Genomic DNA, 24,490 nt, shown 5'->3' with positions numbered 1-24,490 from the left:
GTCAGGGCCTGCGGGCCGAGGTCACCCGGTACACGTCGTAGACGCCCTCCACGCCCCGGACCGCCTTGAGGACGTGGCCGAGGTGCTTGGGGTCGCCCATCTCGAAGGTGAAGCGGGAGGTGGCGACCCGGTCGCGGGAGGTCTGGACGGCGGCCGACAAAATGTTGACGTGCTGGTCGGAGAGGACCCGCGTGACGTCCGAGAGCAGCCGGGAGCGGTCCAGCGCCTCGACCTGGATGGCGACCAGGAAGACCGAGGACTGGGTCGGCGCCCACTCGACCTCGAGCATCCTTTCGGGCTGCTTGGAGAGCTCGTCCACGTTGACGCAGTCGGCGCGGTGGACCGAGACGCCGTTGCCCCGGGTGACGAAGCCAATGATCGGGTCGCCGGGGACGGGCGTGCAGCAGCGGGCCAGCTTGACCCAGACGTCGTCCACGCCCTTGACGACCACACCGGGGTCGGCGTTGGAGCGGCGCTTGCGACGGCTGCGGGAGGGCGGCGCCGACTCGGCGATGTCCTCGCTGGCGGCCTCCTCGCCGCCGAGCGACTGCACCAGCTTCTGCACGACGCCCTGGGCGGCGACGTGGCCCTCGCCGATCGCCGCGTAGAGCGAGGAGATGTCGGTGTACCGCATCTCGTGGGCGAGGGTGACCAGGGAGTCGCCGGTCAGGATGCGCTGGATCGGCAGGTTCTGCTTGCGCATGGCGCGGACGATGGCGTCCTTGCCCTGCTCGATCGCCTCGTCGCGGCGCTCCTTGGAGAACCAGGCGCGGATCTTGTTCCGGGCCCGCGGCGACTTGACGAAGCCCAGCCAGTCGCGGGAGGGCCCGGCGCCGGACGCCTTGGAGGTGAAGACCTCCACCAGGTCGCCGTTGTCCAGGGTGGACTCCAGCGGGACCAGGCGGCCGTTGACGCGGGCGCCGATGGTGCGGTGGCCGACCTCGGTGTGGACGGCGTAGGCGAAGTCCACCGGGGTGGCGCCGGCCGGCAGCGCTATGACGTCGCCCTTGGGCGTGAAGACGAAGACCTCGTTGCGCGAGAGGTCGAAGCGCAGGGACTCCAGGAACTCGCCCGGGTCCTCCGTCTCCTTCTGCCAGTCGAGGAGCTGGCGCAGCCACGCCATGTCGTTGACGGCGTCTTCCTTGCCGGTCTTGCGGGGCACGTCGGTGCGCACCTTGGAGGCGCCGGCGACCGCCTCCTGCTTGTACTTCCAGTGGGCGGCGATGCCGTACTCGGCGCGCCGGTGCATGTCGAAGGTGCGGATCTGCAGCTCTACGGGCTTGCCGCCGGGTCCGATGACCGTCGTGTGCAGCGACTGGTACATGTTGAACTTCGGCATCGCGATGTAGTCCTTGAACCGTCCGGGCACCGGGTTCCACCGGGCGTGGACGGTGCCGAGCGCCGCGTAGCAGTCGCGGACGGTGTCGACGAGGACACGGATGCCGACCAGGTCGTAGATCTCCGCGAAGTCCCGGCCGCGGACGATCATCTTCTGGTACACGCTGTAGTAGTGCTTGGGACGGCCGGTGACCGTCGCCTTGATGCGGGCGGCGCGCAGGTCGGCCTGGACCTCGTCGGTGACGATGGCGAGGTACTCGTCGCGCTTGGGCGCCCGCTCGGCGACGAGCCGCACGATCTCGTCGTACATCTTGGGGTAGAGGATCGCGAAGGCGAGGTCCTCCAGCTCCCACTTGATGGTGTTCATGCCCAGCCGGTGGGCGAGCGGGGCGTAGATCTCCAGCGTCTCGCGGGCCTTCTTCTCCTGCTTCTCCCGCTTGAGGTAGCGCATCGTGCGCATGTTGTGCAGGCGGTCGGCGAGCTTGATGACCAGGACGCGCGGGTCCTTGGCCATGGCGACGACCATCTTGCGGACCGTCTCGGCCTGCGCGGCCTCGCCGAACTTCACCTTGTCGAGCTTGGTGACCCCGTCGACCAGCAGCGCCACCTGGTCACCGAAGTCCCGCCGCAGCGCGTCGAGCCCGTACTCGGTGTCCTCGACGGTGTCGTGCAGCAGCCCCGCCATCAGCGTCGCCGGGTCCATGCCCAGCTCGGCGAGGATCGTCGTCACCGCGAGCGGATGCGTGATGTACGGATCACCGCTCTTGCGCTTCTGCCCCCGGTGCCACCTCTCGGCGACCTGGTACGCCTTCTCGATCTGCCGCAGCGTCGCGGTCTCGATCTTCGGGTCGTTGCTCCGCACGATCCGCAGCAACGGCTCGAGCACCGGATTGTACGGATGCGACCGCTGCACCCCGAGCCGGGCCAGCCGGGCCCGGACACGGTTGGAGGAACCGGAGCGGGCGGGCTGCTGGCCCGCGGGGCGGCCGGCCGGCGTGGGCGCCGGGGCCGTGGCGGGTGCGGGCTCGGCCGTGGCGGCCGGGTCCGGCTTCGGGCCCTCGGGTCCGGGCGCGCCGGAGGGAGCCGCGGCGCCCTGGGCCTGCTGGCCCTGGGTGGCGGCTTCGGGGTCCCCCGGACGGGGTCCGGAGGAGAGTGGCTGGGCCTCGTCAGGCAAGAGCGCTCCTCGGGCAGGGCTCCGGATCACGATCACGGTCCGGACTGCCATGGTAGCGAGATCGGACCACCGGCTCCGCTCCGGAGCGGGCGGCGGCGGACGGTACGGAGTGCGGGCGGGGGCGTGCGCCCCTCTGCGCGCCGGTACGGCGGGCCCGCACATGGCGAAGGCCCCGGCAAGTGCACTGCCGGGGCCTTCGGCCTCAGTGGCGGCTCAGACGGTGAGCAGGGCGTCCAGCGGAGCCCCGCCCAGCTCCGGGGTGAGCTTGGCCCGCCCGTCGAGGAAACCGAGCTCCATGAGCACCGCCACCCCCGCCACCTGGGCGCCGGCCCGGCGGATCAGTTCCAGGGAGGCGGCGGCGGTGCCGCCGGTGGCCAGGACGTCGTCGATGACCATGACGCGGTCCTCGGGGGTGAGGTCCTCGGCGTGGACCTCGATCTCGGCGGTGCCGTACTCCAGCTCGTACGCCTGGCGCAGGGTGGCTCCGGGGAGCTTGCCGGCCTTGCGGACGGGGATGAAGCCCAGACCCGCGCGGACGGCCACCGGGGCGGCCAGGATGAAGCCGCGGGCCTCCAGGCCGACGACGCGGGTCGCGCCGTTGCGCAGGGAGATCTCCGCGAGCGCCTCGGTGAGGGCCGTGAAGGCGGCCGGGTCGGCGAGGAGCGGCGTGATGTCCTTGAAGACGACGCCGGGCTTCGGGTAGTCCGGCACATCCCGGATGCGGCTGAGCAGGAGCTCCTGGATGTCGGTCATCGGCGCTTTCCGGAGGGTCGGCCGCGGCCCCGGCCGCGGGAGGTGGGCTGGGTCCGGCGCGGGCCCACCAGGGAGCCCGTCTCGGCGCCGTCGCCCTCGTCGCCGAGGTCGTCGCCGGCCGTATCGGCGGCGGTGGCCCCGGCCGGCTGCGGCTCCCCCTCGTCGCCGCCCTGGGCGCGCTTGGCGAGGACCCGTCGCTTGAGGGCCTTCATCTGCGGCTCGGTCTCCTTGAAGTCGGCGACGAGCGGCGTGGCGATGAAGATCGACGAGTACGCGCCGGCCGCGAGGCCGACGAAGAGCGAGAGCGAGATGTCGTTGAGCATGCCCGCGCCGAGGAAGCCGCCGCCGATGAAGAGCAGCGCGCCGACCGGGAGCAGCGCGACCGCGGTGGTGTTGATGGAGCGCACCAGGGTCGCGTTGATGGAGCGGTTGGCGATCTCGCTGTAGGTCCAGCGGGTCTGCTTGGTGGCGTCCTTCGAGCTCTCCTTGAGGCTGTCGAACACCACCACCGTGTCGTACAGCGAATAGCCGAGGATGGTCAGCAGACCGATCACCGTGCCGACCGTGACCTCGAAGCCGACGAGGGCGTAGACGCCCACCGTGATGGTGATGTCGTGGATCAGGGCGATCAGCGCGGCGAGGGCCATCCGCCACTCGAAGGCGATGGCCAGGTAGATCACCACGAGGATCATGAAGACCCCGAGGCCGGTCCAGGCCTTGTTGGCGATCTGGGAGCCCCAGCTGGGGCCGACCAGGTCGGCGTTGATGTCGTCGGCGGCGACGTCCAGCTCACGGGAGAGCGTGTCCCGGATCTCGTCGGACTTCTCCGTGTCGACGTTGCTGATCTGGATCCGCAGGCCGCCGTTGCCCAGTTCCTGGACGAGGGCGTCGTGTCCGGCCGCGTCCTCGGCGATGGTCTCCGCCTGCGGTGCGGAGACGCTCGTCTTCGGGGTGGTGAAGACCGCGCCGCCCTGGAACTCGATGCCCATGCTGAGCCCGCGCACCGCGAGGCCGGCGATGGCCGTGATGGTGATCAGGATCGAGACCGCGTACCAGAACTTGCGCTTGCCGACGAAGTCGTAACCGACCTCGCCGCGGTAGAGCTTGGCGCCGAGATTTCCGAGTCGGGACATCTCACGCCTCCTTCGGGTCGGCGGGGACGGTACGGCGGGCGCGGCGCAGCGGCGGCTTGACGCCGAGGCGCTTCGGGTCCAGGCCGGACCAGGGATGGCCGCTCGCGAAGAACTTCTTGCGCGCCAGGATGGTCAGCAGCGGCTTGGTGAAGAAGAACACCACGACCACGTCGAGCAGGGTGGTGAGGCCCAGCGTGAACGCGAAGCCCTGCACCTTGCCGACGGTGACCACGAAGAGCACGGCCGCGGAGAGGAACGACACGAAGTCGGAGACGAGGATGGTGCGCCGGGCACGGGGCCAGCCGCGCGCCACGGCGGGCTGGAGCGAGCGCCCCTCGCGGATCTCGTCGCGGACCCGTTCGAAGAAGACGATGAACGAGTCGGCGGTGATACCGATGGCGACGATGGCACCGCAGACGGCCGGCAGGTTGAGCGCGAAGCCGATGGCCGGGCCGAGCAGCACCATGATCGTGTAGGTCAGCGCCGCCGACATCAGGAGGCTGATGATGGCGATCAGCGACAGGCCCCGGTAGTAGACCACCAGGTAGACGATGACCAGGATCAGGCCGATGCCGCCGGCGATGAGTCCGGCCTCCAACTGCTCCCCGCCGAGCGCCGCGGTCACCGAGGTGACGGACTCCTCGACGAAGGAGAGCGGCAGGGCGCCGTAGGACAGCATGTTCGCCAGTTCCTGGGAGGACTCCTGGGTGAAGGAACCGGAGATCTGGGCGCTCTTGCTCAGGGTCGTCTGCACGCTGGGCGCGGAGACGACCTCACCGTCGAGCACGATGCCGAACTGGTTCATCGGCGGCTGCTGGGTCTTCAGCTCGCTGGTGATCTTCGAGAAGGCGTCAGCGCCCTTGCTGCTGAAGTCCATCGTGACGATCCACTGACCGGTGCGCTCGTCGATGACGGCGCTGGCGTCGTCGATCTCGGTACCCGCCACGGCGGCCGGGCCGAGGATGTACTTCTCCCACTGACCGGCCGAGTTCTGGCCGCAGCCGACCATCGGCTCGCTGGGCTTGGTGCCCTCGGCAGCGGCGGTGCGCTCCTTGGTGTCGGTGCAGGTCAGCGCCTCGAACTTCTTCATGAGCGCTTCGTCGGACCCGCCCTCGGAGGCGGAGGGCGAAGGCGTCGGGTCCGCCTTGCCGTCGGCCGAGGCGGACGGGGAGGGCGTGGCGTCGGCCTTCAGGGCGCCGGAGGCGGCGCGGCCCTGGGTGGTGGGCGTGGCCTCGGGCTCGCCGGACTTCCCGTCGGTGGCCTTGTCGCCGCCCTCGGTGGCCTTGTCGCCGTCGCCCTGCTCGGCCTCGTCGGGCGACCCGCTCGCCGACGGGCTCGGGGAGCCCTCGGGGGCGGGCTCACCGGAGGCGAGCTGGAGTACCGGGCGGAAGAAGAGCTGTGCGGTGGTGCCGACCTGCTCGCGGGCCTGCTTCTCGTTCGTCCCCTTGGGGATGTTCACGATGATGTGGTCGGTGCCCTGGGTCTGAACCTCGGCCTCGGAGACACCGAGGCCGTTGACACGGCGCTCGATGATGCCGACGGCCGTGTTCATGTTGGTCTGGTTGACCGCGCTTTCCTGACCCGGTTCGCTCCTGGCCTGGAGCGTGATGCTCGTGCCGCCGGCGAGATCGATACCGAGGCGCGGCGTGGTGTGCCCGGAGAGGAACATGCCTCCGGTGAGCGCCACCAGTGCGATCAGGATCAGCGCCAGGGCGCGGCCCGGCCGGCCCTGGCCGGGCTGCCTTCGGCCCTTCTTCGGTGCTGCCACCTTGTCGTTTCTCCCTGTCCAACCGCCCGGCGTGGCTGAGCGCGGCGGGCGGCCCTGAAGTTGTGTGGAGGACCGGCGCGAAGCGGACACACCCCAGGGACCGGACGGCGCGTGCCGTGGACCGGTCCCCGGATGTGACTACTTCGTGTCGGACTCGCCGTCGGTCTTCTTCGGCGTCGCGTCGGCGGCGTCCCGGTCGGCGTCATCGGCCTTCTTGCCGAGGTCGATGCGGGCGGCGTCGCCGTCTTCGTCGTCCTTGGTCAGGGAGGAGGCGTCGTCGGGGACGACCGGGGCGTCGCTCTCGTCACCCTCGACCCCGTGGATGATCCGGTTGTACTCCTCGTCGTCGAGGACGGCACCGATGGCGTTCTTCGCGTAGATCGCGTGCACGCCGGGAGCCACCTCAAGGAGGACGGACTCGTCGTGGACCTCCTTGACGGTGGCGTACATGCCACCGATCGTCCGGATGCCGCTGCCGGGCGTCATCGAGTTGCGCATGTTGACGGCCTGCTGCTGCTTCTTCTTCGCCGAGCGCGTCATCAGGAACATGGCGCCGATGAGCACGACGAAGGGGAGGAGGGTCACGATGTCCACGGGGGAATGTCCTTCGCACGACCGCGCGGTGGAGCGGCCTATCGATGGGGGTGGGCGGCCGTCCGCAAGGGACGGCATCGGCGGAGTCTAAGCGAGTCCGCACGGATGGAACAACGCTCAGCATGGCACCCCAGTTCCGGGTGGGGCGATCTTCCCGCGCCGTCAGCCCGCGAAGAGGTCGCCTTGCCCCGGTCCGCCCGGAACCTGCCGGGGCGGGGTCAGCCCGAGGTGTGCCCAGGCCGCGGGGGTGGCGACCCGGCCCCGGGGGGTCCGGGCGAGCAGCCCTTCGCGGACGAGGAAGGGCTCGGCCACCTCCTCGACGGTCTCGCGCTCCTCCCCCACCGCGACGGAGAGGGTGGAGAGCCCGACCGGTCCCCCGCCGAACAGCTTCAGCAGCGCCTCCAGCACCGAGCGGTCGAGCCGGTCCAGGCCCCGGGCATCGACCTCGTAGACCGCGAGGGCCGCCGAGGCGATCTCCCGGTCGACGGCGCCGTCCGCCTTGACCTGGGCGTAGTCGCGGACGCGGCGCAGCAGGCGGTTGGCGATGCGCGGGGTGCCGCGGGAGCGGCCGGCGATCTCGGCGGCGCCCTCGGTGTCGATCTCGACGTCGAGCAGGCGGGCGGAGCGGTGGACGACGCGCTCCAGTTCGGCCGGGCCGTAGAACTCCATGTGGCCGGTGAAGCCGAACCGGTCGCGCAGCGGCGGGGGCAGCAGCCCGGCCCGGGTGGTGGCGCCGACCAGGGTGAACGGGGGGAGTTCCAGCGGGATGGCGGTGGCGCCGGGGCCCTTGCCGACGATGACGTCGACCCGGAAGTCCTCCATGGCCATGTACAGCATCTCCTCGGCGGGCCGGGACATGCGGTGGATCTCGTCGAGGAAGAGCACCTCACCCTCCTGGAGGGAGGAGAGGATCGCGGCCAGGTCGCCGGCGTGCTGGATGGCGGGTCCTGAGGTGATCCGGATGGGGGCTTCCATCTCGGCCGCGATGATCATCGACAGGGTGGTCTTGCCGAGGCCGGGGGCGCCGGAGAGCAGCACGTGGTCGGCGGTGGCGCCACGGGCCCGGGCGGCCTTGAGGACCAGGTCGAGCTGGGCGCGGACCTTCTCCTGCCCGATGAACTCGCCCAGTTCCTTGGGGCGCAGGGCGGCCTCGACGGCGGTGTCCTCGCCGTCGGCGACGGAGCCCACCAGCCGGTGGCCGTCCTCGTCGGCGCCGTGGGGGGCGGGCTCGGTCTCGTACGGGTTCACTGCTCTCGCCTCGGATCTTCCTGGGGTCCTGGCCGGTCGGATGCGGGGCGGCCCGGTGGCCGCCGGGGTCAGCGGGCGCGGTTGAGGCTCTGGAGGGCGGCGCGCAGGAGCTGGGGTACGGCGGGCCGGCCGCCCTCGGCGAGGGCGGCCTCGGCCTGCGGGGTCACGGCGGCGACGGCGTCGTCCGCCTCGCGCGGGGCGTAGCCGAGGCCGACCAGGGCGGTGTGCAGCTGCTCGGACCAGGGGGCCGGGCCGCTCGCGACGGCGGGGCGGGCGGCCTGGGTGGCGCCGCGCGGGGCGCCGAGCCGGTCCTTGAGTTCGAGGAGGAGTTTCTGGGCGCCCTTCTTGCCGATGCCGGGGACGGCGGTGAGCGCCTTCTCGTCGCCGGTGGCCACCGCGCGCCGCAGGGCGTCGGGGTGGTGGACGGCGAGCATCGACTGGGCCAGGCGCGGGCCGACGCCGCTGGCGGTCTGGAGGAGTTCGAAGGTCTGCCGCTCGTCGTCGTCGGCGAAGCCGTAGAGCGTCAGGGAGTCCTCGCGGACGACGAGGCTGGTGGCGAGGCGGGCCTGTTCGCCGACGCGCAGGCCGGAGAGGGTGTCCGGGGTGCACTGGACGGCCATGCCGATCCCGCCGACCTCCACCACCGCGCTGTCCGGGGCGAGGGCGGCGACGGTGCCGCTGACTGAGGCGATCATGCGGGGCGGCCTTTCTGGGGGCGCCGCCCGGGAGCGGTGCGGCGCGGGGCGGGGGCGGCGCGGTGGGCGGCGACGGCCTGCTGGAGGCGGTTCTGCGCGGGGGCGCGCCAGATGTGGCAGATGGCGAGGGCGAGGGCGTCGGCGGCGTCGGCCGGCTTCGGGGGCGCGTCGAGCCGCAGCAGGCGGGTCACCATGGCGCCGACCTGGTCCTTCTCGGCGCGGCCCGACCCGGTGACGGCGGCCTTGACCTCGCTGGGGGTGTGCAGGGCGACGGGCAGTCCGCGGCGGGCGGCGCAGAGCATGGCGACGGCGCTGGCCTGGGCGGTGCCCATCACGGTGCGGACGTTGTGCTGGCTGAAGACCCGCTCGACGGCGACCCGCTCCGGGCGGTGCTCGTCCAGCCAGGCTTCGATGCCGGCCTCCACGGCGACCAGCCGGTCGGGGGTCTCGGCCTCGGCGGGGGTGCGGATCACGCCGACGCCGACCATGGTCAGGGTCCGGCCCGCGACGCCGTCGACGACGCCGATGCCGCACCGGGTCAGCCCCGGGTCCACGCCCAGTACCCGCATCGTCCCTCCCCTTCCGCCCGTCCGTCCCCGGCGCGGGCGGCCTGTGGCCTCGTTCGACCTGGTGTTCGCGCACGTACCGGCAGGCTATCGGCCGCCGCCGACAATCCCCGAACGCCGGGGCCGGTGTGCCGCGGACGGGGCGCGGAAGCCGGTGCGGCCCGGGTCCTCTCCGGTGCGGAGGGGACCCGGGCCGCGCGGCGGCTGCCGGGATCAGGCGTCGACGGAGGCCATGACCTCGTCGGAGACGTCGAAGTTGGCGAAGACGTTCTGCACGTCGTCGCTGTCCTCCAGGGCGTCGATCAGCTTGAAGATCTTGCGCGCGCCCTCCTCGTCCAGCTCGACCTGCATGGTCGGGACGAAGTTGGCGTCGGCCGAGTCGTAGTCGATGCCGGCCTCCTGGAGGGCGGTGCGGACCGCGACCAGGTCGGTGGCCTCGCTGAGCACCTCGAAGGACTCGCCGAGGTCGTTGACCTCCTCGGCGCCCGCGTCCAGGACGGCGCCGAGGACGTCGTCCTCGGACAGCTCGCCCTTGGGGACGATGACGACGCCCTTGCGGTTGAAGAGGTAGGAGACCGAGCCGGGGTCGGCCATCGAGCCGCCGTTGCGGGTCATGGCGACGCGGACGTCGGAGGCGGCGCGGTTGCGGTTGTCGGTGAGGCACTCGATGAGCACCGCGACACCGTTGGGGCCGTAACCCTCGTACATGATCGTCTCGTAGTCGGCGCCACCGGCCTCGAGGCCGGCGCCGCGCTTGACCGCCGAGTCGATGTTCTTGTTGGGCACCGACTGCTTCTTGGCCTTCTGGATGGCGTCGAAGAGGGTCGGGTTGCCGTCGATGTCGGCGCCGCCCATACGGGCCGCGACCTCGATGTTCTTGATCAGCTTCGCGAAGAGTTTGCCGCGCTTGGCATCGATCACGGCCTTCTTGTGCTTCGTCGTAGCCCATTTAGAGTGGCCGGACATCTGCCTGTCTCCTTCGCGTCACCACATGTACTGAACGAACCTGAGTGATCCTACCGGGACGCCGGGCCGCCCCGCCCCTGCCGTACCGGGTGGTGAGGGTACGGCAGGGGCGCCGGCGGGCGGTGCGAGGGGTCAGGCGGCGGCGCGGACCAGTTCGGTGAAGTGGCCGTGCAGCCGGTGGTCGCCGGTCAGTTCGGGGTGGAACGAGGTCGCCAGCGCGTTGCCCTGGCGGACCGCGACGGGGTGGCCGCCGTAGGTGGCGAGCACCTCGGTGGCGGCGCCGGTGGACTCCACCCACGGGGCGCGGATGAAGACCCCGTCGACGGGCGGCCCCTCGATGCCGGTGACCGCGACGGACGCCTCGAACGACTCGTTCTGCCGCCCGAAGGCGTTGCGGCGCACGATCATGTCGATCCCGCCGAAGGTCTCCTGGCCCGCACGCGGGTCGAGGATCTTGTCGGCGAGCAGGATCATCCCCGCGCAGGTGCCGTAGACCGGCAGGCCCTCGGCGATACGGGCCCGCAGCGGCCCGGTGAGGCCGAAGAGGGCGGCCAGCTTCGAGATGGTGGTCGACTCGCCGCCGGGCAGGACCAGCCCGTCGAGGCGGGCCAGTTCCTCCGGGCGCCGCACCGTGGTGGCGCGGGCGCCGGAGGCGGTGAGGGCCTTCAGGTGCTCGGGGACGTCACCCTGGAGGGCGAGGACGCCGACGAGCGGGGTGGCGGCCATCGGTCACCAGCCGCGGTTGGCGTAGCGCTCCGTCTCGGGGAGCGTGTCGCAGTTGATGCCGACCATGGCCTCCCCGAGGTTGCGGGAGGCGTCCGCGACGGCCTTGGGGTCGTCGAAGAAGGTGGTGGCGCGGACGATGGCGGCGGCGCGCCTGGCCGGGTCGCCGGACTTGAAGATGCCGGAGCCGACGAAGACGCCCTCGGCGCCGAGCTGGCGCATCAGGGCCGCGTCGGCCGGGGTGGCGACGCCGCCGGCGGAGAAGAGCACCACGGGCAGGCGGCCGAGGGCGGCGGTCTCGGCGACCAGCTCGTAGGGGGCGCGCAGCTCCTTGGCGGCGGCGTACAGCTCGTGCTGGTCGCAGGCGGCGAGGCGGCCGATCTCGGCCTTGATCTGGCGGAGGTGGCGGACCGCCTCGACGACGTTGCCGGTGCCGGCCTCGCCCTTGGAGCGGATCATCGCGGCGCCCTCGGCGACGCGGCGCAGGGCCTCACCGAGGTTGGTGGCGCCACAGACGAAGGGGGTGGTGAAGGACCACTTGTCGGAGTGGTTGGCCTCGTCGGCGGGGGTGAGGACCTCGGACTCGTCGATGTAGTCGACGCCGAGCGACTGGAGGACCTGGGCCTCCACGAAGTGGCCGATGCGGGACTTGGCCATGACCGGGATGGAGACGGCCTCGATGATGGACTCGATCATGTCCGGGTCGGACATGCGGGCCACGCCGCCGTCCTTGCGGATGTCGGCGGGGACCCGCTCCAGCGCCATGACGGCGACCGCGCCGGCGTCCTCGGCGATCTTCGCCTGCTCGGGCGTGACCACGTCCATGATCACGCCGCCCTTGAGCTGCTCGGCCATGCCGCGCTTGACGCGGGCGGTGCCGGTGGCGGGGGCGGCGGGGGTGGCGGGGGGCGTGCTGGACACGGGCTACCTCACGTAGGACGAGACGAGTTGCTGCACGTGAAGCCAACTCCCGGGGGGCACTTCCGGACAAGGGCCAATGAACAGGCGGTGGATCGTTCTGGCCCGCGCCCCCTCCCGGCGGCCCCGGCTCAGCGGCCGGCCAGCGCCACCGGAGGCTCGTCGTCCATCTCGAAGGCGAGCGGGAACGGCGCGTGGCCGGCCAGCCGCAGCCAGCGCACCGTGCGGTGGCGGCGCAGCGCGCGGGCGGCGCGGACGGCGTCGTTGTGGAAGCGCCGGGCCATCGGCACCCGGCGTACGGCGGCGGCCAGTTCGTCGGCGGCCTCGGTGCCGCCGGGCGCCTGGCGGACCGCGTCGACCTGCGAGGCGTCGCCGAAGACGGCGCGCAGGGCCTGGCTCAGCTCGCTCTCGGCCACCTCGCGGGCCTCCTCGTCGGCCTGCCGGGCGGCGTGCGCGGCCTCGTACAGCACGATGGAGGCGGCGGGGTCCAGCACCCCCGCGGTGGCGAGTTCCTGGGCGACCGAGGCGCGGCGCAGGAGTTGGGCGTCGAGGGCCGCCCGGGCGGCGTCGATGCGGGCGTGCAGCCGGTCGAGGCGGCCGGCGGTCCAGCTCAGGTAGACACCGATGGCGAGCAGCGCCACCGCGATCCAGATCAGTGTGGAGGTCACGGGCGGCAAGGCTACGCGGCCGGGGACGGTCGGGGTGACGCCCCCGGGCGGGAGCCCTCAGGCGGGCCCCCACCGTGCCGCCGCCGGGGGCGGTTCAGTCGCGGGCGAAGCCCAGGCGGGCGCGGAGGCCCACCCGTTCGTCGGTGGCGACCGAGGCGGCGCCGTCGGTGACGGTCTCGTAGACGGCGAGGATGTCGGCGCCGACGGTGGACCAGTCGAACCGCTTGACGTGGCGGGCGCCGTGCTCGCTGAGCCGCTCGCGGCGTCCGGGGTCGCCGAGCAGCCGGATCGCGCCTTCGGCCAGCGCCTCGGCGTCCTCGTTGGTGAACATCTCGCCGGCCGTGCCGTGGTCGAGGACCTGCGCGAAGGCGTCCAGGTCGCTGGCGAGGACCGGGGCTCCGGCCGACATCGCCTCGACCAGGATGATCCCGAAGCTCTCGCCGCCGGTGTTGGGCGCCACGTACACGTCGACGCTGCGCAGCAGCCGCGCCTTGTCCTCGTCGCTGACCATGCCGAGGAACTCGACCCGGTCGCGCAGCCCGGCGGGGAGTCCCGCGACGGCCTCCTCCTCGTCGCCCCGCCCGGCGACCAGCAGCCGGGCCCCGGGGTGGGCGGCGAGGACGGCGGGCAGCGCCTTCATGAGGACGGGCAGGCCCTTGCGGGGCTCGTCGATGCGGCCGATGAAGCCGAGGGTGGAGCCCTGCCACTCGGGCCGGGGCTCGGCCCGCGCGAAGAAGTCGACGTCGACACCGTTGGGGATGACCACCGCGTCCCCGCCCAGGTGCTCCACCAGCGTGCGCCGGGCGTACTCGCTGACCGCGATGCGCGCGCTGATCTTCTCCAGCGCGGGCTGGAGGATCGGGTACGCGGCGATCATCGCCCGGGAGCGCGGGTTGGAGGTGTGGAAGGTGGCCACGATCGGCCCGGAGGCGGCCCAGCAGCTCAGCAGGCCGAGCGAGGGCGAGGCGGGTTCGTGGATGTGGATGACGTCGAAGGTGCCGTCGTGGAGCCAGCGGCGGACCCGCGCGGCGGAGAGGAAGCCGAAGTTCAGCCGGGCCACGGAGCCGTTGTAGGGCACGGGGACGGCGCGTCCGGCGGAGACCACGTACGGCGGCAGCGGCGTCTCGTCGTCGGACGGGGCGAGGACGGAGACCTCGTGGCCGAGGCGGATCAGGTGTTCGGCCAGGTCGCGGATGTGGAACTGGACGCCGCCGGGGACGTCCCAGGCGTACGGGCAGACGATGCCGATCCTCATGACTGCTCCCGTGGTTCCAGGTCGGCCAGCCAGAGGCGCTGGAGCATGTGCCAGTCCTCGGGGTGGTCGGCGATGCCCTCGGCGAAGGCGTCCGCGAGGGCCTGTGTCATGAGGGACGTCTTCTCGGCCCTGGTACCTGTCTCCGGCACCTCGACGGGCGGGTGGACGCGGCCCTTCATGACGGGGGTGGCGTCGAACCAGAGAGTGACGGGCAGCAGCAGGGCGCCGGTCTGCTGGGCGAGTATCGCCGGGCCCGCGGGCATCCGGGCGGTGTCGCCGAAGAACGTCACCTCGACGCCGGAGGCGGACAGGTCGCGGTCGGCGACGAGGCAGACCAGGCCGCCGGCGCGCAGCCGGCGGGCGAGGGTGCCGAAGGCGGAGCCGCCGGTGTGCGGCAGCACCTCCATGCCCAGGCCCTCGCGGTAGGCGACGAACCGGTCGTAGAGGGTCTCGGGCTTGAGCCGCTCGGCGACGGTGGTGAAGGGCACCCCGAGGTTGCGGGTGACCCAGGCGCCGGCCAGGTCCCAGTTCCCGAGGTGGGGCAGGGCGAGTATGACGCCCTTGCCGGCGGCGAGACCGTCGGTGAGGTGGTGCAGGCCCTCCGGCTCGAACCCCTCCTTGATCCGCGTCTCGCTCCAGGCCGGCAGCCGGAAGGACTCCATCCAGTACCGCAGGTACGAGCGCATCCCGGCCCGGGACAGCTCCGCGAGCCGCTCGGGGCCGGCGTCGGGGACGACCCGGGCGAGGTTGGCCTCCAGCCTGAGGACGCCCTTGCCGCGCCGTTTCCAGACCGTGTCGGCGAGGGTCTGCCCGAGGCGGACGGCGACCGGCTCGGGCAGCTTCTTGACGGTGCTCCAGCCGAGGCCGTAGAGCGCGTCGGAGAGCCGCTCGTTCACGAGGCGGCCCCCTGGCCCGCCGGGCCGTCGGCCTCGATCGCCTCGCGGCGCACCGTGACCACCCGCTGGATCAGCGTGACCAGGCTGCCGACGGCGACCACCCACAGGGCGATCGGCAGCAGCACCTGGATGCCGGGGACGCCGAAGGCGTGCAGGCCCGCGAGGCCCGCCGCGACCAGCGAGATGACCAGCCGCTCGGCGCGCTCCACCAGGCCGTTGACCGCGACCGGCAGGCCGATGGCCTCGCCGCGCGCCTTGGTGTAGGAGACGACCTGTCCGGCGGCGAGGCAGAAGAGGGCGACCGCGCACAGCACGTTGTCGTCGCCGTTGCCCGCGTACCAGAGGGCGAAGCCGCCGAAGATCGCGCCGTCGGCCACCCGGTCGAGGGTCGAGTCGAGGAACGCGCCCCAGCGGCTGGAGATCCCGGCCTGGCGGGCCATGTTGCCGTCGACCAGGTCCGAGAAGACGAAGAGGGTGATGACGATGGTGCCCCAGAAGAACTCCCCCCGGGGGAAGAAGACCAGCGCACCCGCCACCACTCCGGCCGTCCCGATGAGGGTGACCGCGTCGGGGCTGACCCCGCGGCGGAGCAGAAACGCGGCGAACGGTGTGAGGACGCGCGTGAAGAACGCTCGCGCGTACTTGTTCAGCATGGCCTTCCCGAGGGTCGGTGGGGGCCGGTGTCCGGGCCGGGCATCGGCTGGCCCATCGTAGTCACGCGCACGCCGCCCCGCCGTCGGGGCACCCGCGCCGACGCGCCCCGCCCACCCGCGCGGACGGCCCGGCGGCGGGTGCGCTCCCCCACGACCTTCCCTGTCCCCTGCCGCGCGCCCCCGCGCCCCGATACCCTGACTGCGGATCAGCAGAAAGGCCGGGCGCGGCAGTCGGGTCCGGAAGGCGACGAGGCGGCGACAGCGCTCCGGCAGCGCGGCGATGGGGGCGGCATGGCGGACGACTTCTTCGATTTCAGCCCCGGGGCGCAGATCCCCGTCACCGGGGGTGCGGGCGGCACGGCCGCGACCCATGCCCTGGCCTCGGTGGCGTACCGCGACGACCCGCTCGACAAGATCACCGAGGCGGACGGCGAGTGGCACAAGACGGCGGTGAAGCCGGGCAAGCTGAAGATCTTCGCGCCGCTGCTCGGTGAGGCGTTCTCGCAGGCCGTCGTGGTGCGGATGCTGGGCGCGGGGCGGTCGCCGCTGATCCAGGCGTTCGGCATGGAGCCGCAGGTGGTGGTCGAGCACTGCCTGGCGGCGAGCCGGCTGCGCAAGCAGCGCGACCGGCGGCTGACGCTGGTCGCGCTGATCTGCGGGGTGCTCTTCCTGCCCGGCGCGGCCCTGTGGGTGCTCGCCTTCCAGCTGCGGGCGATGTCGGGCAAGTGGGTGGCCAAGGGCGCCGACCTGCTCGGGACGCTGCTGATGCTGGTGGGCGGCATCGCCTCGGTGGTGCTGCTGGTCGGGCTGCCGACCGAGGGCATCCTGCCCTGGTACATCCGCGGCTGCATCCTCGGCCCGGTGCTCGGCTGGTTCGTGGCCAAGCAGCTCGCCGAGCGGACCGCGCAGGACCTGCGGGCCCACTGGAGCAGTCTGCTGGCGGGCGGCGGCTCCGGCGCGAAGATCCCCGAGGCGGTCCCGGCCAACCCCGACGACGCCGCCGCCGAGCAGCTGCGGGTCAGCCTCGCCAAGCTCGCCGCCGAGCAGCAGAGCAACTCGGTCTTCTACGCCGGTCCCAAGGGCATCCTCGGCATGGGCACCCGGTGGGGCAGCTGGCAGCTGGCGGAGGACCTGGAGCCGGCGGAGGCGGGCAAGGAGATCAACCCGTTCCGCTCCTGGGACGTGATCCGGGCCATCCACGACCAGCTCCAGATGCTGGAGCGCGGCCCGCTGCACACCGGCGGCTTCCCCAAGCCCTCGGTGAAGCACTGGATCGTCTCCCCGGTCGGGGAGAACGCGGGCGGTGTCTCGCGCCCCGAGGGCGAGACGGTCGAGGCGTACCAGGTCAAGCCGCACGAGATCCAGCGGATCTGCAACGAGCAGCAGTTCAGCAACGGCAACCGGCACTATCTCGGCGTGCAGTTCGTGCTCTGGGACGGCCAGCTGGTGCTCACCATGCTGATCACGGTGACGGTGCTCCACCACACGCTGCGCATCGAGGTCACCGGCCACGCGCTGGGCCCGGTGCACGGGCTGTTCAGCGGTGGCCCCGCGGCGCGCCAGCGGACCACGGCCAAGCCGATCAAGTTCTGGGAGACCAAGACCCACAAGCTGCCGCTGGTCGACGCGACCGAGGTGGTGCGGCTGCTGGTCCGCGCGCCGCTGACCCCGTACCCGGCGGTCCTGGACCACCTCGGCGGGAAGATGTCGCTCCCCGAGCCCTTCGGGCTGCGCCACGTCTGGGCCGGGCGGCCGTGGGCCAACCGCTTCATGGCCGACGACGCGCTGCGCACGGCGGCGCCGGTGCTGCGGGTGGTGCACAAGGCGGCGCTGCGGGTCCTGGAGGAGAACGGCGTGGACACCAGCCGCTTCGCGGGCCGCGCGGCGGGACTGAGCGGCGCCGTCCAGGACGCGGCGCCGAAGAAGGCCGACCTGTACGACGCCTGAGCGGGCCGGGGCCGGGCGGTCGCCGCGAAGCGGCGCCCGGCCCGGTCCGTCAGCCCGCGTCGGTGTCGGTCAGCTCGGGACCGTCGGCCTCGGGCCAGGCGGCGGCGAGCATGGCCCGGGTGTCGCCGAGGAGCTGGGGCAGCACCTTGGTGTCGCCGATGACCGGCATGAAGTTGGTGTCCCCGCCCCACCGGGGCACGATGTGCTGGTGGAGGTGGGCGGCGATGCCCGCGCCTGCGGCCGACCCCTGGTTGAGCCCGATGTTGAAGCCGTGCGCGCCGGAGGCGGAGCGCAGCGCCGTCATCGCCTGCTTGGTCAGCTCGGCGACCTCGGCCGTCTCGGCGGCGTCCAGCTCGGTGTAGTCGGCGACGTGCCGGTAGGGCACCACCAGGAGGTGGCCGCCGTTGTACGGGTAGAGGTTGAGCACCGCGTAGGCGTGCGAGCCGCGCCGGACGATCAGCCCGTCCTCGTCGGATTTGGCCGGGACCACACAGAACGGACAGCCGTCCTGGGCACCAGGACCGGTCGGCTTGTTCTCACCCTGGATGTACGCCATCCGGTGGGGCGTCCACAGGCGCTGGAACGCGTCGGGCGTCCCCACTCCGAACTGCTGCTCCGGCTCAGTCGTCATGCCCTGCAGCATATGACCTCGGCCGCCGGGCGCGTGTCGCCGGGGCGGCGGCCGGGCCGGGCCGCGATGCTGGGCGCCATGTCCACCCGCCTCGCCCGCTGGGAGAACCGCACGGAGCTGCCGCTCGCCGCCGCCTCCCTGGTCTTCCTCGCCTCGTACGCCCTGCGGGTGCTGGGCTCCGGCCTGCCGCCGGAGGTCCACGACGCCTGCCTCGCGCTGCTGCTGGGCTGCTGGCTGCTCTTCGCGGTCGACTACGCGGTGCGCTGGCGGCTCAGCGGCGAGGGCCCGTTCTTCTGGGCGCGCCACGGCCTGGACACGGCCGTCCTCCTGCTGCCGCTGCTGCGCCCGCTGCGGGTGGTCCCGGTCTACGAGGCGGTCCGCCGCAGACACCGGCGCCCCCGCCTGAACCTCTACGCCCGGGTGATGAGCTACGCGAGCCTCGCCGCCCTGCTCCTCGGCTTCGCCGGCGCGCTCACCGTCTACGCGGCGGAACGCTCGGCCGAGGGCTCGTCGATCCAGAGCTTCGGCGACGCGGTGTGGTGCGTCTGCGCCACCCTGGCCACCATCGGCTACGGCGACGCGGTCCCGGTCACCTTCCTCGGCCGCCTCGTCCTGGTGGCGCTGATGGCCGGCGGCCTCGCGCTGCTCGGCGCGGTGACCGGCTCGTTCGCCTCCTGGCTGCTCCAGGCCTTCGCCGAGGAGGGCGAGCGAGCGGGCCGGCCCCCGGCGAGCTGAGCGCTCACCGGGGGCCGGCCATGGTCACGTACCCGCGTCTCAGACCTGGACGCGCCGCTCCACCACGTCCTGGAGCTTGGCGAGGGCGTCCTCGCGGGGGATGCCGTTCTCCTGGGAGCCGTCGCGGTACCGGAAGGAGACGGTGCCCGCGTTCATGTCCTCGTCACCGACGATGATCATGAACGGGACCTTGGCCTTCTGGTGGTTGCGGATCTTCTTCTGCATCCGGTCGGAGGAGGAGTCGACCTCCACCCGCAGCCCGCGCGCCCTGGCGTCGGCGGCGAACTCCTGGAGGTAGGAGACGTGCGCGTCGCCGATCGGGATGCCGACCGCCTGGACGGGGGCGAGCCACGCCGGGAAGGCGCCCGCGTAGTGCTCCAGCAGGACCGCGAAGAACCGCTCGATGGAGCCGAAGAGCGCCCGGTGGATCATGACCGGCTGCTGACGCGAGCCGTCCGCCGCCGTGTACTCCAGGCCGAACCGCTTCGGCTGCTGGAAGTCGACCTGGATGGTCGACATCTGCCAGGAGCGCCCGATGGCGTCCTTGGCCTGCACGGAGATCTTCGGACCGTAGTACGCGGCGCCGCCCGGGTCGGGGACGAGCGGGAGGCCCTGCTTCTCGGCCGCCTGGCGGAGCGCCTCGGTGGCCTCCTCCCACTCGGCGTCCTCACCGATGAACTTGTCCGACTCCGGGTCGCGGGTGGACAGCTCCAGCTCGAACTGGTTGAGCCCGTAGTCGCGCAGCAGGTCCAGCACGAAGGTGAGCAGGGAGTCCAGCTCCTCCGGCATCTGCTCCTTGGTGCAGTAGATGTGCGAGTCGTCCTGGGTGAAGCCGCGCGAGCGGGTCAGGCCGTGCACCACACCGGACTTCTCGTACCGGTAGACCGTGCCGAACTCGAAGAGGCGCAGCGGCAGTTCGCGGTAGGAGCGGCCCCGACCCTTGAAGATCAGGTTGTGCATGGGGCAGTTCATCGCCTTGAGGCGGTAGTTCTGCCCGTCGAACTCGATGGGCGGGAACATGCCCTCGGAGTAGTTCGGCAGGTGCCCCGAGGTCTCGAAGAGGTGCTCCTTCGAGATGTGCGGGGTGTTGACGAACTCGTACCCCGCGTCCTCGTGGCGCCGGCGGGAGTAGTTCTCCATCTCCTTGCGGACCACCCCGCCCTTGGGGTGGAAGACGGCGAGGCCGGGGCCCAGCTCGTCGGGGAAGGAGAAGAGGTCCAGCTCGGTGCCGAGCTTGCGGTGGTCGCGCTTCTCGGCCTCGGCGAGGAACTCCAGGTGCGCCTTCAGCTCCTCCTTGGAGGGCCAGGCGGTGCCGTAGATCCGCTGGAGCTGCGGGTTCTTCTCGCTGCCGCGCCAGTAGGCGGCGGCCGAGCGCATCAGCTTGAAGGCGGGGATGTTCCGGGTGGTGGGCAGGTGGGGGCCTCGGCAGAGGTCCTTCCAGCACAGCTCGCCGGTCTTGGCGTCGAGGTTGTCGTAGATGGTCAGCTCGCCGCCGCCCACCTCCGCGTCGGCGCCGTCGGCCGCCTGGGCCGCGTTGCCCTTGAGCCCGATCAGCTCCAGCTTGTACGGCTCGCCGGCCAGCTCGGCGCGGGCGTCCTCGTCGGTGGTGACCCGGCGGGAGAAGCGCTGGCCGCGCTTCTGGATCTCCTGCATCTTCTTCTCGACGCGCTTGAGGTCCTCCGGGGTGAAGGGCTCCGCGACGTCGAAGTCGTAGTAGAAGCCGCCCTTGACCGGCGGGCCGATGCCGAGCTTCGCCTCGGGGAAGAGCTCCTGCACGGCCTGGGCCATCACGTGCGCGGTGGAGTGGCGCAGGATGTCGAGGCCGTCCCCGGAGGAGATGTCGACGGGCTCGACGCTCTCGCCGTCGCCCGGGACGTACGCGAGGTCCTTCAGCTCACCGTCCACCCGGGCGGCGATCACGGTGCGCTCGCCGGCGAAGAGGTCGGCGGCCGTAGTGCCCGTCGTCACCACGCGTTCTTCCCGCTCGGAATCGCGTTGGATGATCACACGGACGTCTGACACCGGTCTCTCCTGACTGAGGTGGGGAGCGTGCGCCGGATCTGGCGTGCACGCACGGGGCCGATGGTACCGAGCCGGGGAGGGCTGACGCGAAAGGGTTCCGCCGACGCGTCCGCTCGCCCGGAGCCTGCGGGCCGCCTACCGTGCCCGCATGACTACGGACTGGAACGGCCTCCTCACCGATCAGCTCGACTGGTACTGGACCCACCTGCTGCGTCCGCGCCTCGCCGGGCTCACCGACGCCGAGTACTTCTGGGAACCGGTCGAGGGGTGCTGGAACATCCGTCCGGCGGGGACCAGCCCGTGGCCGTCGGCGGCCGGCTCCGGCGAGTGGACCATCGACTACGCCTTCCCCGAGCCCGCCCCGCCGCCGGTCACCACCATCGGCTGGCGGCTGGGCCACCTGATCGTCGGCGTCCTCGGCACCCGCCTCGCCGCCCACTTCGGCGGCCCGGAGACCGACTACGGCAGCTTCGCCTACGCCGGGACCGCCGAGGAGGCCCTGCACCAGCTCGACACCCGGTACGCGGAGTGGACCGCCGGGGTGCGGTCCCTCGGCCAGGAGGGGCTGGAGCAGCCCTGCGGCCCGTCCGAGGGCCCGTTCGCCGAGGACCGCATGGCACGGCTGGTCCTGCACATCACCCGCGAGATCGTCCACCACGGCGCGGAGATCGGCACCCTGCGCGACCTGTGGGCGCACCGCCCGCTGACCGGCTGAGCCGCCCGCACGCCGCGTACCGGTGCGGGCGGACGGGTATCACCTCCCGGGCGGGACGCCGTCCGCGCGGGTGGGAGGAGCTGGTTCGTCATGACGCACTGGTACGAGGGCCCGTTGGCCGCACTGCGCCTCAGGGCGACCGGTCCTGACGCCGAGGAGGACCGGCTGGTGACGGCGGCCGTCGTCGTCCAGGACCTGGCGGGGGCGCGCCCGAGGGTGCTGCGCTGGCTGGTCAGCCCGGGGGTGACGGTGACCGAGGAGGAGGCCGCGCGGCACGGGCTGACGCGGGATCAGGTGGAGCGGACTGGCCGCTGGCCGGCGCCGGTGATGGAGGAGGTCGGACGCTCGCTGGCCGCGCACGCGGCGGCCGGCCGGCCGCTGGTGGTCGACGACGCCCCGGCGGCGCTGACCCTGCTCGACCGTGAACTGCGGCGCCACCGCGCCTCCTCGCTCGGCGCCTACCTCGCCGGGGTGCCGCTGAGTGTGCTGGACCCGCGCGTCCTCGACACCCACCTGGACCGGTACCGCAAGGGCTCGCGCCAGCTCGACGCCCTCTGCGTCCGCTACGGCGTTCCCGCGCCGCCCCCGCACGACGCGGCGGAGGAGGCGCGGACGGCGATCGAGGTGGTGCGTGCGCTGGCGCGGGTCTTCGCACCCCGGCTGCAGCGGCTGACCCCGGGCGAACTCCACGCGCTCCAGGAGGACTGGCACACCGCGCAGGTACGGGGCGGGGCCGCGCGCCCGGCGCGGGAGCGGGCCGACACGACGTGGCCGCTGCGCCCCCGGGCGGCGGCGGCCGTCTGAACGGACCCGCGACAGCCGCCCGGACGACGAAGAGCCGGTCCGTCGACGACGGACCGGCTCTCCCGGGGTGGGCGATACTGGGTTCGAACCAGTGACCTCTTCGGTGTGAACGAAGCGCTCTCCCACTGAGCTAATCGCCCGGGAACGGACTGAACCATACAGGCCCCGGGGCCCGCCGTTCAAACCGGCTTCGGAGCCGCGAGCAGCCGGGCGAGCCCCGCGCGCCCGGACCGCATCATCAGGGCGTGGTTGGCACGGAAGAAGGGGCGTCCGGGCACGGCCAGCAGACGCATCATCCGCGAGGTGACCCGGACGTCCTGCTCGAAGTCGACCCGCGCACCGCCGGGGACGGCGCCGACCCGCCACACCAGCGTCCCCACCAGGTCCCCGCCGAGCGCCGCCTCGATCAGCCGGGCGTCCGGGTCCTGCCTGCTCACGCGGGCGGTGACCCGCAGGTCGTACGGGAGCAGGGAGCGGAAGCGCAGCACGCCCTCCGTCTCGCCGGTGCGGCGCACCTCGCGGACCTCGCGCCACCAGTGCGGGTATCCGGGGACGTCCTCCAGCACCCGGTAGACGGCGTCGGGGGCGGCCGGCAGCTTCCAGCGGCTGTGGAAGCGGTAGCGGTTCAGGTCCATGCCGCAAGGCTGCCCGGCCGCCCGGACGGCCACGCCCGCCGCACTTTCTGACGGCAAGTCGACAAATACCCCGTCAGCCACCCGTCCGGCGGGGCGCATTCCGCATTAGGGGCAGAAAAACGGGGAGTACGAAAAACAGGAAAGGGCGGAACGCATTCCGGTACGTGAATTCCCGGAGGCCGTCCGGAACTGATGAAGCGTCACCCGGACGATCCGCGTGGCGTACGCCCCGCATAGCGACAGAACCTTTATTCCGGGCATTTCTCGCGGATGTCCGCACCGCTCCCCCGGTCACCGGGCGTCACGCCGGTGGCGGGCGCGCCCGGCTCCGCACACGACTGCGGCCCGAAGGCCGGAAGCCTTCGGGCCGCAGTCCCGGGGTGGGCGATACTGGGTTCGAACCAGTGACCTCTTCGGTGTGAACGAAGCGCTCTCCCACTGAGCTAATCGCCCGGGTGCAGAGAGAACATTACCGCATGTCAGCGGGTGCCCCCGACACCCCCGCGCGCACCGGCCGGACGGTCGGCGCAGGCCGGGCTCACCAGGTGATGTTCCAGGGCATCGTCAGCCCGAAGCGCCACAGGTACAGGGCGCAGAGCGCGGCGCCGATCACCACGGCGACCGAGGTCAGGATGAGGTTCCGGCGGCGGACCTTCGGGTCGAGCGCGCGCTGGGCCGCCTCGGTGACCTTCCGGCGCGTCCAGCGCAGCACCAGTTGCGCCCAGACGAACTCCGTGGACCAGATGGCCATGCCGGCGAAGATCACCAGCCATCCCGGCCCGGGCAGGGCCAGCATCAGCACCCCCGCCACCACGACGGCCAGGCCCACCACGAAGACGCCCACCTGCCAGCTCAGGTGCAGGGTCCGGCTGCGCCGGATGAACCGCGGCGCCCGCGACCCGAGCCGCCGCTCGGGCTTCTTCTGCGCCTCGCCCTCCGCCACCGCGGTGGAACCGGCGTCGTCACTCCCCGTATTCATGAGGACAAACGTACCTGACGCGCACACCTCGCCGGAATGACCGCACCCGCGCCGAATACTCGGCCGTACGAGGTATCTCAACCTTCGCAAAATGCCCAGAGGGGTTTACAACGGCACCGTAGGTGGCATGTCGATTTCGCCGACGTGCGAATCCCCGAGCGCACACTGAGCGAAAGGCCCTGGCGCTTATGAACACCACGGTCAGCTGCGAGCTGCACCTGCGCCTCGTTGTGTCGAGCGAGTCCTCACTGCCTGTTCCCGCAGGACTGCGGTATGACACGGCCGATCCCTATGCCGTGCACGCCACCTTCCACACCGGAGCCGAGGAGACGGTCGAGTGGGTGTTCGCCCGCGATCTCCTCGCCGAGGGCCTGCACCGGCCCACCGGCACCGGCGACGTCCGAGTCTGGCCGTCCCGCAGCCACGGTCAGGGCGTCGTCTGCATCGCCCTGAGTTCCCCCGAAGGTGAGGCTCTGCTCGAAGCCCCGGCGCGGGCGCTGGAATCCTTCCTGAAGCGCACGGACGCGGCGGTGCCCCCGGGCACCGAGCACCGTCACTTCGATCTCGACACGGAGCTGTCGCACATCCTGGCCGAGAGCTGACCCTCCCGGGCAGCGCGCCAGCTCCGCCCGGCCGCCCGACTCGGGGAGGCGGCCCGGGGTACGACAACCGCT

Annotated in this window: 24 protein-coding genes and 2 tRNA genes; 5 read left to right on the top strand and 21 right to left on the bottom strand. The window is 72.2% G+C overall.

Annotated elements, in window-relative coordinates; translation table 11 throughout:
* Position 1 precedes the first annotated feature (1 nt).
* From IF45_RS0116380 to pgsA, 15 genes are all read right to left on the bottom strand, one after another.
* On the bottom strand, positions 2–2,512 hold the full coding sequence (locus IF45_RS0116380; protein WP_010636562.1) for a RelA/SpoT family protein: 2,511 nt from the start codon (positions 2,510–2,512) through the stop codon (positions 2–4).
* Positions 2,513–2,725: 213 nt separating this feature from the next.
* Positions 2,726–3,265, bottom strand: coding sequence for an adenine phosphoribosyltransferase (locus tag IF45_RS0116375; RefSeq protein WP_010636563.1), 540 nt, complete (start codon positions 3,263–3,265; stop codon positions 2,726–2,728).
* Positions 3,262–4,398, bottom strand: a complete 1,137-nt coding sequence (secF, locus tag IF45_RS0116370; RefSeq protein ID WP_030308089.1) for a protein translocase subunit SecF — start codon at positions 4,396–4,398, stop codon at positions 3,262–3,264. Before secF ends, IF45_RS0116375 begins: the two co-directional genes overlap by 4 nt.
* 1 nt (position 4,399) lies before the next feature.
* Positions 4,400–6,166: a protein translocase subunit SecD gene (gene secD, locus IF45_RS0116365; protein WP_018895744.1), complete on the bottom strand. Its 1,767-nt coding sequence runs from the start codon at positions 6,164–6,166 to the stop codon at positions 4,400–4,402.
* Between the two features lie 138 nt (positions 6,167–6,304).
* On the bottom strand, positions 6,305–6,760 hold the full coding sequence (yajC, locus tag IF45_RS0116360; protein WP_030308087.1) for a preprotein translocase subunit YajC: 456 nt from the start codon (positions 6,758–6,760) through the stop codon (positions 6,305–6,307).
* A gap of 162 nt (positions 6,761–6,922) precedes the next feature.
* On the bottom strand, positions 6,923–8,008 hold the full coding sequence (gene ruvB, locus IF45_RS0116355; protein ID WP_003947059.1) for a Holliday junction branch migration DNA helicase RuvB: 1,086 nt from the start codon (positions 8,006–8,008) through the stop codon (positions 6,923–6,925).
* Positions 8,009–8,076: 68 nt separating this feature from the next.
* On the bottom strand, positions 8,077–8,703 hold the full coding sequence (gene ruvA, locus IF45_RS0116350; RefSeq protein WP_003947060.1) for a Holliday junction branch migration protein RuvA: 627 nt from the start codon (positions 8,701–8,703) through the stop codon (positions 8,077–8,079).
* Positions 8,700–9,272, bottom strand: a complete 573-nt coding sequence (ruvC, locus tag IF45_RS0116345; protein WP_003947061.1) for a crossover junction endodeoxyribonuclease RuvC — start codon at positions 9,270–9,272, stop codon at positions 8,700–8,702. Before ruvC ends, ruvA begins: the two co-directional genes overlap by 4 nt.
* Before the next feature lie 210 nt (positions 9,273–9,482).
* Positions 9,483–10,235 carry a YebC/PmpR family DNA-binding transcriptional regulator gene (locus IF45_RS0116340; RefSeq protein ID WP_003947062.1) on the bottom strand — a complete coding sequence of 251 codons (753 nt, stop codon included), beginning with the start codon at positions 10,233–10,235 and terminating at the stop codon, positions 9,483–9,485.
* Positions 10,236–10,367: 132 nt separating this feature from the next.
* A complete protein-coding gene (gene pdxT / locus IF45_RS0116335) occupies positions 10,368–10,961 on the bottom strand; it encodes a pyridoxal 5'-phosphate synthase glutaminase subunit PdxT (protein ID WP_010636570.1) in 594 nt (197 codons plus the stop codon).
* Between the two features lie 3 nt (positions 10,962–10,964).
* Positions 10,965–11,879 carry a pyridoxal 5'-phosphate synthase lyase subunit PdxS gene (gene pdxS / locus IF45_RS0116330; protein WP_003947064.1) on the bottom strand — a complete coding sequence of 305 codons (915 nt, stop codon included), beginning with the start codon at positions 11,877–11,879 and terminating at the stop codon, positions 10,965–10,967.
* A gap of 128 nt (positions 11,880–12,007) precedes the next feature.
* Positions 12,008–12,544, bottom strand: a complete 537-nt coding sequence (locus IF45_RS0116325; RefSeq protein WP_008416884.1) for a membrane protein — start codon at positions 12,542–12,544, stop codon at positions 12,008–12,010.
* 94 nt (positions 12,545–12,638) lie between these two features.
* Positions 12,639–13,799 (bottom strand): glycosyltransferase family 4 protein, encoded by a 1,161-nt coding sequence (locus IF45_RS0116320; protein ID WP_003947066.1) that lies wholly within the window; start codon positions 13,797–13,799, stop codon positions 12,639–12,641.
* The gene (locus IF45_RS0116315) at positions 13,796–14,695 is read right to left on the bottom strand and encodes a phosphatidylinositol mannoside acyltransferase (protein WP_018471450.1); all 900 of its coding nucleotides are present in this window, start codon (positions 14,693–14,695) and stop codon (positions 13,796–13,798) included. The genes IF45_RS0116320 and IF45_RS0116315 overlap by 4 nt, the downstream gene beginning before the upstream one ends.
* Complete coding sequence (gene pgsA, locus IF45_RS0116310) at positions 14,692–15,348, bottom strand: phosphatidylinositol phosphate synthase (RefSeq protein ID WP_003947068.1); 657 nt, start codon at positions 15,346–15,348, stop codon at positions 14,692–14,694. The genes IF45_RS0116315 and pgsA overlap by 4 nt, the downstream gene beginning before the upstream one ends.
* 291 nt (positions 15,349–15,639) lie before the next feature.
* Here pgsA and IF45_RS0116305 point away from each other — a divergent pair, with 291 nt between their 5' ends.
* Positions 15,640–17,295, top strand: a complete 1,656-nt coding sequence (locus tag IF45_RS0116305) for an AbeC-like domain-containing protein (protein WP_018895741.1) — start codon at positions 15,640–15,642, stop codon at positions 17,293–17,295.
* A gap of 49 nt (positions 17,296–17,344) precedes the next feature.
* Here the strand turns inward: IF45_RS0116305 and IF45_RS0116300 are convergent, their stop codons facing one another.
* Positions 17,345–17,938 (bottom strand): HIT family protein, encoded by a 594-nt coding sequence (locus IF45_RS0116300; RefSeq protein WP_008416880.1) that lies wholly within the window; start codon positions 17,936–17,938, stop codon positions 17,345–17,347.
* Between IF45_RS0116300 and IF45_RS0116295 the strand changes: the two genes are divergently transcribed.
* Positions 17,939–18,661, top strand: a complete 723-nt coding sequence (locus IF45_RS0116295) for a potassium channel family protein (RefSeq protein ID WP_008416879.1) — start codon at positions 17,939–17,941, stop codon at positions 18,659–18,661.
* A gap of 39 nt (positions 18,662–18,700) precedes the next feature.
* Here the strand turns inward: IF45_RS0116295 and thrS are convergent, their stop codons facing one another.
* On the bottom strand, positions 18,701–20,683 hold the full coding sequence (gene thrS, locus IF45_RS0116290; protein WP_030308086.1) for a threonine--tRNA ligase: 1,983 nt from the start codon (positions 20,681–20,683) through the stop codon (positions 18,701–18,703).
* 148 nt (positions 20,684–20,831) lie between these two features.
* Here thrS and IF45_RS0116285 point away from each other — a divergent pair, with 148 nt between their 5' ends.
* Together IF45_RS0116285 and IF45_RS0116280 are read left to right on the top strand one after the other, a co-directional pair.
* Positions 20,832–21,398, top strand: a complete 567-nt coding sequence (locus IF45_RS0116285; protein WP_003947073.1) for a DinB family protein — start codon at positions 20,832–20,834, stop codon at positions 21,396–21,398.
* Positions 21,399–21,488: 90 nt separating this feature from the next.
* On the top strand, positions 21,489–22,202 hold the full coding sequence (locus IF45_RS0116280) for a 3'-5' exonuclease family protein (protein WP_018471448.1): 714 nt from the start codon (positions 21,489–21,491) through the stop codon (positions 22,200–22,202).
* Between the two features lie 68 nt (positions 22,203–22,270).
* Here the strand turns inward: IF45_RS0116280 and IF45_RS0116275 are convergent.
* From IF45_RS0116275 to IF45_RS0116260, 4 genes are all read right to left on the bottom strand, one after another.
* A tRNA-Val gene (locus tag IF45_RS0116275) sits at positions 22,271–22,342 on the bottom strand.
* Between the two features lie 39 nt (positions 22,343–22,381).
* Positions 22,382–22,837 carry an SRPBCC family protein gene (locus tag IF45_RS0116270; RefSeq protein ID WP_008405378.1) on the bottom strand — a complete coding sequence of 152 codons (456 nt, stop codon included), beginning with the start codon at positions 22,835–22,837 and terminating at the stop codon, positions 22,382–22,384.
* Between the two features lie 381 nt (positions 22,838–23,218).
* A tRNA-Val gene (locus IF45_RS0116265) sits at positions 23,219–23,290 on the bottom strand.
* Between the two features lie 85 nt (positions 23,291–23,375).
* Complete coding sequence (locus tag IF45_RS0116260) at positions 23,376–23,816, bottom strand: TIGR02611 family protein (protein ID WP_008405383.1); 441 nt, start codon at positions 23,814–23,816, stop codon at positions 23,376–23,378.
* Between the two features lie 188 nt (positions 23,817–24,004).
* Here IF45_RS0116260 and IF45_RS0116255 point away from each other — a divergent pair, with 188 nt between their 5' ends.
* Entirely contained in the window at positions 24,005–24,418 is a 414-nt protein-coding gene (locus tag IF45_RS0116255) for an SsgA family sporulation/cell division regulator (protein ID WP_003959770.1), read from the top strand.
* Positions 24,419–24,490 lie beyond the last annotated feature (72 nt).

This window comes from Streptomyces albidoflavus (genome assembly GCF_000719955.1).
GTDB classification, from domain to species: domain Bacteria; phylum Actinomycetota; class Actinomycetes; order Streptomycetales; family Streptomycetaceae; genus Streptomyces; species Streptomyces albidoflavus.
Note: the sequence above shows the minus strand (reverse complement) of the source record. Positions and strands in the feature narration are given on the sequence as shown.

What these genes read in the sequence shown, in the direction of transcription:
- IF45_RS0116270 (WP_008405378.1), bottom strand. Translation starts at nt 22,837, where the DNA reads ATGGACCTGAACCGCTACCGCTTCCACAGCCGCTGGAAGCTGCCGGCC.
- IF45_RS0116340 (WP_003947062.1), bottom strand. Translation starts at nt 10,235, where the DNA reads ATGTCCGGCCACTCTAAATGGGCTACGACGAAGCACAAGAAGGCCGTG.
- pdxT (WP_010636570.1), bottom strand. Translation starts at nt 10,961, where the DNA reads ATGGCCGCCACCCCGCTCGTCGGCGTCCTCGCCCTCCAGGGTGACGTC.
- IF45_RS0116320 (WP_003947066.1), bottom strand. Translation starts at nt 13,799, where the DNA reads ATGAGGATCGGCATCGTCTGCCCGTACGCCTGGGACGTCCCCGGCGGC.
- IF45_RS0116260 (WP_008405383.1), bottom strand. Translation starts at nt 23,816, where the DNA reads ATGAATACGGGGAGTGACGACGCCGGTTCCACCGCGGTGGCGGAGGGC.
- pgsA (WP_003947068.1), bottom strand. Translation starts at nt 15,348, where the DNA reads ATGCTGAACAAGTACGCGCGAGCGTTCTTCACGCGCGTCCTCACACCG.
- IF45_RS0116280 (WP_018471448.1), top strand. Translation starts at nt 21,489, where the DNA reads ATGACGCACTGGTACGAGGGCCCGTTGGCCGCACTGCGCCTCAGGGCG.
- ruvA (WP_003947060.1), bottom strand. Translation starts at nt 8,703, where the DNA reads ATGATCGCCTCAGTCAGCGGCACCGTCGCCGCCCTCGCCCCGGACAGC.
- ruvC (WP_003947061.1), bottom strand. Translation starts at nt 9,272, where the DNA reads ATGCGGGTACTGGGCGTGGACCCGGGGCTGACCCGGTGCGGCATCGGC.
- secF (WP_030308089.1), bottom strand. Translation starts at nt 4,398, where the DNA reads ATGTCCCGACTCGGAAATCTCGGCGCCAAGCTCTACCGCGGCGAGGTC.
- IF45_RS0116295 (WP_008416879.1), top strand. Translation starts at nt 17,939, where the DNA reads ATGACCTCGGCCGCCGGGCGCGTGTCGCCGGGGCGGCGGCCGGGCCGG.
- IF45_RS0116255 (WP_003959770.1), top strand. Translation starts at nt 24,005, where the DNA reads ATGAACACCACGGTCAGCTGCGAGCTGCACCTGCGCCTCGTTGTGTCG.
- IF45_RS0116285 (WP_003947073.1), top strand. Translation starts at nt 20,832, where the DNA reads ATGACTACGGACTGGAACGGCCTCCTCACCGATCAGCTCGACTGGTAC.
- IF45_RS0116375 (WP_010636563.1), bottom strand. Translation starts at nt 3,265, where the DNA reads ATGACCGACATCCAGGAGCTCCTGCTCAGCCGCATCCGGGATGTGCCG.
- IF45_RS0116300 (WP_008416880.1), bottom strand. Translation starts at nt 17,938, where the DNA reads ATGCTGCAGGGCATGACGACTGAGCCGGAGCAGCAGTTCGGAGTGGGG.
- IF45_RS0116305 (WP_018895741.1), top strand. Translation starts at nt 15,640, where the DNA reads ATGGCGGACGACTTCTTCGATTTCAGCCCCGGGGCGCAGATCCCCGTC.